Here is an 8,819-nt window from a genome sequence, read left to right on the forward strand (position 1 = left end):
CTGCGTGATTCGCATCGAGCAGAACTTGGGCCCGCACATCGAGCAGAAGTGCGCGGTCTTGGCCGGTTCGGCGGGCAGCGTCTCGTCGTGGAATTCCTTCGCGGTGTCGGGGTCCAACGACAGCGCGAACTGGTCGTTCCACCGGAACTCGAAGCGGGCCGTCGACAGCGCGTCGTCACGCTCCTGGGCGCGCGGATGCCCCTTGGCCAGGTCGGCCGAGTGCGCGGCGATCTTGTAGGCGATCACCCCGTCCTTGACGTCCTTGCGGTCCGGCAGCCCGAGGTGCTCCTTCGGGGTCACGTAGCACAGCATCGCGGTGCCCGCCTGCGCGATGATCGCCGCGCCGATCGCCGAGGTGATGTGGTCGTAGGCCGGCGCGATGTCGGTGGCCAGCGGCCCCAGCGTGTAGAACGGGGCCTCCTCGCACAGCTCCTCTTCCAGCCGCACGTTCTCGACGATCTTGTGCATCGGGATGTGCCCCGGCCCCTCGATCATCACCTGCGCGCCATGGGCTTTCGCGATCTTGGTCAGCTCGCCCAGCGTGCGCAGCTCGGCGAACTGCGCGGCGTCGTTGGCGTCGGCGATCGAGCCCGGCCGCAGCCCGTCGCCGAGCGAGAAGGTGACGTCGTAGCGCGCGAAGATGTCGCAGAGTTCCTCGAAGTTGGTGTACAGGAACGACTCCCGGTGATGGGCCAGGCACCAGGCCGCCATGATCGACCCGCCACGCGACACGATGCCGGTGACCCGCTTGGCGGTCAGCGGCACGTACCGCAGCAGCACGCCGGCGTGCACGGTCATGTAGTCCACGCCCTGCTCGCACTGCTCGATCACGGTGTCGCGGTAGATCTCCCAGGTCAGTTCCGTCGGGTCGCCCTTGACCTTCTCCAGCGCCTGATAGATCGGCACCGTGCCGACCGGCACCGGGGAGTTGCGCAGGATCCATTCGCGGGTTTCGTGGATGTTCTTGCCGGTGGACAGGTCCATGATCGTGTCGGCGCCCCAGCGGGTGGCCCACACCATCTTGTCGACCTCCTCGGCGATCGACGACGTCACCGCGGAGTTGCCGATGTTGGCATTGACCTTGACCGCGAACGCCTTACCGATGATCATCGGCTCGCTCTCGGGGTGGTTGTGGTTGGCCGGGATCACCGCGCGGCCGCGGGCGACCTCGTCGCGCACCAGCTCGGCGGGCAGCTCCTCGCGGGCCGCGATGTACGCCATCTCCGCGGTGATCTCGCCCGCGCGCGCGCGCTGCAGCTGGGTGCCGCGGTCGCGCACCACGCCGGGCCGCGGCGGCAGGCCGGTCGCCAGGTCGATCACTGCGTCCGGATCGGTGTAGGGCCCGGACGTGTCATAGAGGTCGAAGTGGTCTCCGGTCGACAGGTGGACCCGCCGGAACGGGACCCGGGCGCCGGGCACCCCGTCCAGCTCGCGGTAGGCCTTGCTGCTGCCCGCGATGGGGCCGGTGGTGACGGACGGTTCGACGGTGACGGTCATTTCATCTCCCTACGCCGGCATTACCCGGTCAGGTTCCTACGGTCGACGGCCCCAGCCGTCCTCTCAGCGCGCTCGGCGTGCGCTCCCGCGTCTTGTGGATGGTCCGCACGCGACGTTACCCCCTCAAGCGGTAGCCCGGGATACCCACCGGATGGCAGGATGCAAACGTGCAACCCGCGGGTAACCACAACCAGCCGACCAGCGCAATCGAGGCCGCCGCCCGGCATTTGAACGTCGGCGCCTTCCGGTTCTGGTTCGTCGGTCAACGGTGGGAGTGGTCCGACGAGGTGGCCGGGATGCACGGCTACGAACCCGGGACCGTGGAGCCGACGACCGCACTGCTGCTGTCGCACAAGCATCCCGACGACCGCGCGCACGTCCAGGAGTTGCTCGACTACGCGTTGCAGTCGGCGGAATCGTTCTCCAGCCGGCACCGGTTCCTCGACACCTCGGGCAACGTACACGACGCGATCGTGGTGGCCGACCGGATGCTGGACGAGTCGGGTGCGGTGGTCGGAACCGCCGGCTATTACATCGACTTGGGGGACACCTTCGATGAGGCCCGGCAGGAGATGCTGGACGCGGCCCTGCCGGACTTGTTCGAGAACCGTGCCGCCATCGAGCAGGCCAAGGGCGTGCTGATGTACGTCTACCGGGTCAGCGCCGCGCAAGCCTTCCGCGTGCTGCAGTGGCGCTCGCAGGAGACCAACGTGAAGCTGCGCTCGTTGGCGAAGCAACTGCTCGACGAAGTGACGACGCTGATGCCGCCGGCGCCCGCCGCGCAAAGTCAGTTCGACCACTTGTTGCTGACAGTGCACGAAAGGATTCCCGACGAGCCGGCTGGGTAACCAGCGCTGTATGCGAACACACGGAGTCGGGGAAGGGCATGGAAGTGTTGGCGGTCGGCCACGAGGCCAATGGGGATGCGGTCGTCGTGCGCGTCAAGGGTGATGTCGACTCCAGCAACGTCGGCGAGCTTGCCACTCACCTCACCGCCGCGCTCCAGGTTGCCGCGACGCACCCCGAGCGGCTGGTCATCATCGACCTGCAGTCGGTCAATTTCTTCGGAAGCGCGGCGTTGAACGCGATGCTCGAGTGCCACGAGGAAGGGAAGGCGGCCGGTACGTCGGTCCGTCTGGTAGCCGATCACGACCGGGTGCTGCGCCCGATTCAGGTGACAGAGCTGGATCGCATCCTCGACATCTCTCCGACGCTGGCCGACGCGTTGCAGCGCGACCGCCGGCAATGAACCCCGGCCTGCCGGCTGATCTGGCGGCCGCTGTCGCCCTGGGCGGCGAGATGGGTCGCCGGTTCGCCGAGTTCGACTGGGCGAACCACCCCCTGGGAGCACCGGACGAGTGGTCGGCCGAGGCGCGGGTGGCGGTCGCGGTCGCCCTGACGTCGCGGTTTCCCATTGTGCTGTGGCTGGGCCCGACGGACCTGTTCCTGGTGTACAACGACGCTTACTCGCAGATCCTGGGCAACAAGCACCCGGCGGCCCTGGGGCGCCCGGCGGAGCAGGTGTGGTGGGAAATCTGGGCGCAGATTCACCCGATGCTCGCCAGTGTCATCGACACCGGCATCGCGACGTGGTCAGACGACCTGATGTTGTCGCTGATGACCGGCGACCAGCCCGAGGAGCGGTATTTCACCTTCAGCTACAGCCCGCTGATCGGCAGCGGCGGAGGCGTTTACGGAATCTTCTGTGCCGTCCGGGAAACCACCGACCGGGTGTTGAGCGAGCGCCGGCTCTACCTGCTCAATGCGGTGGCCAGTGCCGTCATGGAAACCCACGGCATCGACGACGCCGTCCAAAGCACCGTGTCGGTGTGCGGCGCGCAGCCCTTGGACCTGCCATTCATCGCCGTGTACCTCGACGGCGCGCTGTGCGGGGCGACACCCTCGGTCCGGGAGCTGCTGCCGCACTCGCTGGCGGAGCTGACGGGCCCGGGCGCGGCGCCGCGTTCGCGGACGGCCGCACGCGTGATCGACGGGTTGGAGGCCGTGATACCCGGCATCGCAGGCGTTCTCGGCGAGAACTGCCCGCGCGACGCCCTGGTGTTGCCGTTGGGTGAGGGCGCGGGCACCGGGGCGCTGGTGATCGGGGCAAACCCGCGGCGCCCGCTGGATTCGATGTACCGCGGCTTCTGTCAGCTGCTCGCCGACCAGCTGTCCTCCGCGCTGGCGTCCGCCGTCTCCTACGAGCAGCAGCGGCAGCGAGCGGACGCGCTCGCCGAGCTGGATCGGGCCAAGACGGCGTTCCTCACCAACGTCAGCCACGAATTCCGCACGCCCCTCACGCTTTTGCTCGGGCCGCTCGATGACGCGCTGTCCGATGCGCCGCCCGAGAGTGTGCTGGCGGATCGGCTGAGCGTCGCGGGACGCAATGCGCGGCGCCTGCTGCGCCTGGTCGACTCGCTGCTCGATTTCTCCCGCATCGAAGCGGGCCGGGCGAACGCGAAGCTGGTGTGCACCGACGTCGGCGCGCTCACCGAGCACATCGCCTCGTCGTTCACCGAGCTGTGCCAGCGGGCCGGGTTGGATCTCCTGCTGGACTGCGATTCCGCGCTGGCCGACATCGATCCGGGCATGTGGGAAACGATCGTCCTCAACCTGCTCTCCAATGCCGTCAAATACACCCTGACGGGCTCCATCTCGGTCGAGGTGCGTGCCGAAGGCGCGGACTGCCGGATCACGTTGCGCGACACCGGAGTCGGCATCGCGATCGAGGACCTGGACCGCCTGTTCGAGCGCTTCTACCGGGCGGAGAACACGCGCGGGCGCAGCGTGGAAGGCACCGGAATCGGGTTGTCACTGGTGCACGGGCTCGTCGAACTGCAACGCGGAACGGTAAAGATCGACAGCGAACTGGATCGCGGAACGACGGTCACCATCCGGCTGCCGCGTTCCGTCGCGGGCGCGGCGGTCGACCAACCGCTCGCCGCGACGCCGGACGACAGCAACCCGTATGTCGCCGAGGCGCGCCAGTGGCTTGCGCCCGCCGCGCCCCCGGCGGCCGACGGCGCCCGCCAATTGGTGCTGATCGCCGACGACAACGCCGACATGCGCGCGCACCTGGACCGCGTGCTTTCTGCCCACTGGGACACCGTCCTGGTCGCCGACGGCGAGTCGGCCCTGGCCGTCACCAAAGAGCTGCAGCCGGATGCCGTCGTGACCGACGTCATGATGCCGGGCCTGGGCGGCTTCGACCTGGTCGCGGCGATCCGCGCGGATCCGGCGCTGGCCGCCACCCCGGTCCTGGTGCTCTCGGCGCGGGCCGGGACGGAGGCCATCGACGAAGGCTTCGCGGGCGGGGCAGACGACTACCTGCCCAAGCCGTTTCGCTCCCAGGAGCTGGTCGACCGGGTGGCGTCGCGGTTGTCGGCGATCGCCCGCGAGCGCGACCGCCAGCGGCGCGAGTCGCAGCTCGACCTGGTCCACCTCGACGCCGCCCTGCAGGCCACCGACTCGGTGGCCGGCATTCTGGACGCCTTGATCGGCCACGCATCGAGTTCGGGCGATCCCGCGGCGGTGACGATCGGGGTGCTCGACGGGGAGCACCACGTCCGCTTCGAATACGCCGGCGACCTGCCCCGGGAAGTGCGGGACCGCTACCACGTGGCCGCGCTCGACTCACCCTTGATCGGGGCCGACGTCATCAGCGGCGGCGAGCCGATGGTCGTCCCCGACACGTTCGACCTGCCCCCGCGCTACCAGCACGCCGTGCGCGACACCGCCGCCAGCGTGCGCGCCTGCGTCGCGCGTCCCCTGCGGGACAACACCGGTCGCGTCGTCGGTGCGCTGTTGCTGCTGTGGCCCACGCCGCGGCAGTTCGACCCCGCCGAGCTCGAGACGTTGAGGCGGGTGGCCGAGCTGACCGCCTCGGCGCTGGACCGGGTCCGGGTGCTGGCGCGGGAACACCGGATCGCCGTCGACTTCCAGGAGCACCTGCTCGATTTGGATCGCAGCTCGACCGCCGCGGTGGTGGCGGCGGTCTACCAGCCGGCCGGCGAAGCGATGCGGGTCGGTGGCGACTGGTACTCGGTCACCCCGCTCGGGCGCGCCGGCCTGATCGGGATCTCGGTCGGCGACGTTGTCGGGCACGGCCTGGCCGCCGCGATCGTGATGAGCAGGCTGCGCGCCGCGGTGGCCGCCTCGGCGCTCACCGCCGCCGAACCGCTCGCGGTGCTGGCCGCGCTGGACAGGTACGCGGCCAGCGTGACCGGCGCGCGGTGCGCGACGGTGGCCTACGCGCTTGTCGACACGGGAGCCGGCTCGGGCGGCGCCACCGTCACCTACAGCTGCGCGGGCCATCCCTATCCGTTGCTGATCCCCGCCGACGGCGATCCGGTCTTCCTCGAGTCGGGCCGCCGTCCCCCGGTGGCGGTCGAGGATGCCCACCCGGCCGGCGCCACCGCGACGGCCGAGTTGACACCGGGAAGCATGATCCTGCTGTACACCGACGGGCTCATCGAGCGGCCCGGCGAGTCCCTCGACGACGGCTTCGCCCGCCTGAAGGCCGCGGCCGCCGGCTGCGCCGAGCTGCCGGTCGAATCGGTCTGCACCGAGTTGCTGGCGCGGCTGGCGCCGCCGACCGGCTACCGCGACGACGTCGTGGTGCTCGCGTTGCGCCCGAGCCACGCGGCCGCGCGCAGCTTCGCCACGGTGCTGCCCGCCGCGCCCGCCCAGATTCCCGTCGCGCGCCGCCAGCTGCGGGCCTGGTTGGACAGCATCGCCGTCGAGCCGGGCCGCGAGGAGGACATCCTGCTGGCGACCGGGGAAGCGGTGACCAATGCGATCGAGCACGGCAGCCACAGTGAGCCCCGCAAGACCGTGACCATCGAGGCCTTCCTGCACGGGGACGCGGTCGCGGTGACCGTCGGCGACAGCGGGCGCTGGGCCGGCGATTCGTCGGCCAGCCTGCGCAACAGGCGACGCGGCCGCGGGCTGACCCTCATCGGTGGGCTGGCCGACGGCGTCGACACCGTACGGACCCCGGCCGGCACCCGGGTCACCCTGCGGTTCGACCGCGCGGTCGCCGGCGCCTGAGCGGCCCGTGGCGATCGCAAGCGCGGCGTAGCCGGGCGTAGCGGGTCGCCACCATCGCCCTATACCTCTTCCATCGCCTCGCCGAGTTCTTCGAGGAGCCGGTTGTGATGGTTGCTCGCCAGCACGTGCCCGGCGGCGATCACCAGGGCGACGGGCCAGTCGATGAGCTCGAACGCGGCCAGGGCGGCCAGGCCCCCGTAATAGGCCAATTGCTCCGGGCGCGGGATCTCGACCTGCCCCACCACCGGCACGTTGACCACGAAGGTTTCGCCCTCGCGGATCTTCTGCACCGCGTCGCGCTGGGAGGTCCCCCTGCGCGTCTTCTTTTCGGCCATCATTTGCCTTCCAGTAACTAAGGGTTTGCCGCCCCGCCGGGTCGCGAGACCACCGTCGGACCTATGTCGACGATGACCGACCTCGGGGGCGATCCGCTAGTTTCGTCGATTGCCTCGGTGCTGAAGGTGCCTCTGATTGAACTCTATGCGCTGCTCTGGCGGGTCGGGGTCGTGGAGATTCGGCATTCCGATCGGGCGGTTCACCGTTCGTCGCGGGCGCGTCGGGTCCGGGTGGCGGCGTGTCCGGCTGGAGCCGCGTGCCCCAACCGTCCGCAACACGGTTCAGAACGGCTACCCCGACGGTCGCCCCAGCGGCGGCGCCCAGGGCCTGTCCCCAGCCGACCGGACCCAGCGGCGTGCAGCCGAGCAACTGGCTGACCACCGGGATACTGATCAGCGTTCCCATCGCCCCCAGCGAGCCCACCGCCGTGAGCACCACCAGCGGGGCCCGCGAATCCAGCAACGTCTGACCCAATTCGGCACCCACCAGCGCGACCAACGCCACCGTGGATGCCCGCTGCGGGCGGCCGGTGACGCTCGCCATCGCCCACGCCGCCGTCGTCGCCGCGGCCGTGGTGACCCCGCGGATCGCCACGGCGCGCCACAGCGCGGGCTGATCCGGGCCGCGTAGCCCCGAGTCGAGCGGGCCGCTGGGCTCGCTGACCGCGAGCGCGGCGGCCGGCAGCGCGTCGGTCATCATGTTCACCAGCAGCAGCTGCCGGGTGTTCAGCGGCGAGGTGCCGGTGATCGCGCTGCCGATGACGGCGAACAGCACCTCCCCGGCGTTGCCGCCGAGCAGCACGGATACCGCCGCCTGCACCCGCTGCCACAGTTGGCGGCCCTCCGCGATCGCCTCCACCAGTGCCTCGATGCGGGCGTCGACCAGGACGACGTCGGCCGCCATGTGGGCCGGGTCGCTGCCGCCCGCCACCACCCCGATGCCGACGGTGGCGGCCCGGATCGCGGCGGCGTCGTTGGAGCCGTCGCCGACCATCGCGCAGAGCACCCCGGCACCCTCGAGCGTCTGCACGACCTGCACCTTGTTCTCGGGCGTCATCCTGGCGAAAATGACCCGCTCGGTCACCACCCGGGCTTGATCCTTGCGCGACAACGAGTCCCATTCGGCGCCGCTGATCACCTGCTCGTCGGTCACCGCCAGGCCCAGCTCGCGGGCGATGGCCAGCGCGGTGATCGGGTGGTCGCCGGTGATCAGCTTGACGCCCACCCCTTGGTCGCGCAGGTTGGCGAGCAGCCCGACGGCCTCGGCGCGCGGGGTGTCGGACAGGCCGAGGAACCCGGTCAGCGTCAGCCCGTCGCGGCAGAATCCCGCGATGTCGTCGGGATCCTCCTGGATCGCCCGTGCCTGCTGCGCCGTCAGCCTTCGCCGCGCCACCGCGATCACCCGCAGGCCGCCTGTGGCCAGCTCGGACACCGTTTCCTCGACGCTCTTGTCGACGTTCCCGCACGCGGCCAGCACCACCTCGGGCGCGCCCTTGACGGTCAGCTCGGTGCCGGTGATCGAGGCGGAGAACGACCGCCCGGAGCGGAAGGGCAGGTGAGCGTCCGATTCGGCGTCCGGTGTGGAGCCGTTGAGCGAACGCCTGGCGGCCTCGACGATGGCGACGTCGGTGGCGTGCACGTGCGGGTTGCCGTTGGCGGCCGGCGCGGCGTGCGCCGCGTCGCGCAGCACCTCCTCGGGCGAGTGCCCCGGCGCCGGGCGGACCTGCGCCACCCGCAGCCGGTTCTCGCTGAGGGTTCCGGTCTTGTCGAAGCAGACCACGTCGATGCGGCCGAGCGCCTCCACCGAGCGCGGCACGCGGACCAGCGCGCCGAACTTGGTCAGCCGCCGCGCCGACGCCGACTGCGCCAGGCGGTGGCCAGCGGCATCGCCATCGCGGTCGCGGCGGTCCCCGAGGGCATGCCGCTGGTCGCGACGCT

Annotated in this window: 6 protein-coding genes, 1 pseudogene and 1 riboswitch; of the genes and pseudogenes, 4 read left to right on the plus strand and 3 right to left on the minus strand. The window is 70.6% G+C overall.

The genetic code is table 11. From position 1 onward, the window contains the following. Window positions 1-1,497 (minus strand): phosphomethylpyrimidine synthase ThiC (gene thiC, locus A5673_RS22770; RefSeq protein ID WP_068237860.1); only part of this gene is annotated, 1,497 nt, incomplete at its 3' end. Further along, window positions 1,487-1,596: riboswitch (TPP riboswitch) on the minus strand. Its footprint overlaps the gene before it by 11 nt. Window positions 1,597-1,664: 68 nt before the next feature. Between thiC and A5673_RS22775 the strand changes: the two genes are divergently transcribed. The 3 genes from A5673_RS22775 to A5673_RS22785 are packed head-to-tail and all read left to right on the plus strand — an operon-like array spanning window position 1,665 to window position 6,546. After that, a complete protein-coding gene (locus tag A5673_RS22775; protein ID WP_068237863.1) occupies window positions 1,665-2,345 on the plus strand; it encodes a PAS and ANTAR domain-containing protein in 681 nt (226 codons plus the stop codon). A 38-nt stretch (window positions 2,346-2,383) separates the two neighbouring features. Then, the gene (locus tag A5673_RS22780) at window positions 2,384-2,746 is read left to right on the plus strand and encodes an STAS domain-containing protein (RefSeq protein WP_068237866.1); all 363 of its coding nucleotides are present in this window, start codon (window positions 2,384-2,386) and stop codon (window positions 2,744-2,746) included. Further along, window positions 2,743-6,546, plus strand: coding sequence for a SpoIIE family protein phosphatase (locus A5673_RS22785; RefSeq protein ID WP_068237870.1), 3,804 nt, complete (start codon window positions 2,743-2,745; stop codon window positions 6,544-6,546). Before A5673_RS22780 ends, A5673_RS22785 begins: the two co-directional genes overlap by 4 nt. 59 nt (window positions 6,547-6,605) lie before the next feature. Here A5673_RS22785 and A5673_RS22790 read toward each other — a convergent pair whose 3' ends face one another. Further along, the gene (locus A5673_RS22790) at window positions 6,606-6,881 is read right to left on the minus strand and encodes a hypothetical protein (RefSeq protein WP_156748508.1); all 276 of its coding nucleotides are present in this window, start codon (window positions 6,879-6,881) and stop codon (window positions 6,606-6,608) included. Window positions 6,882-6,953: 72 nt separating this feature from the next. On the opposite strand from A5673_RS22790, the gene A5673_RS30365 reads away from it, so the two are divergent. After that, window positions 6,954-7,259, plus strand: coding sequence for an Rv1535 domain-containing protein (locus A5673_RS30365; protein WP_255396655.1), 306 nt, complete (start codon window positions 6,954-6,956; stop codon window positions 7,257-7,259). Here the strand turns inward: A5673_RS30365 and A5673_RS22795 are convergent. Beyond that, window positions 7,231-8,697 (minus strand): annotated as a pseudogene (locus A5673_RS22795) (cation-translocating P-type ATPase); the annotation flags it as partial. The gene A5673_RS30365 and the pseudogene A5673_RS22795 sit on opposite strands and share 29 nt — an antisense overlap. Window positions 8,698-8,819: the final 122 nt, after the last annotated feature.

It is taken from the genome of Mycobacterium sp. E3198 (assembly GCF_001667015.1).
GTDB lineage: Bacteria > Actinomycetota > Actinomycetes > Mycobacteriales > Mycobacteriaceae > Mycobacterium.

Bases quoted from the DNA above. Each gene is read 5' to 3' on its own strand.
- A5673_RS22780 (WP_068237866.1), top strand. From the start codon at position 2,384: ATGGAAGTGTTGGCGGTCGGCCACGAGGCCAATGGGGATGCGGTCGTC.
- A5673_RS22785 (WP_068237870.1), top strand. From the start codon at position 2,743: ATGAACCCCGGCCTGCCGGCTGATCTGGCGGCCGCTGTCGCCCTGGGC.
- A5673_RS22790 (WP_156748508.1), bottom strand. From the start codon at position 6,881: ATGGCCGAAAAGAAGACGCGCAGGGGGACCTCCCAGCGCGACGCGGTG.
- A5673_RS30365 (WP_255396655.1), top strand. From the start codon at position 6,954: ATGACCGACCTCGGGGGCGATCCGCTAGTTTCGTCGATTGCCTCGGTG.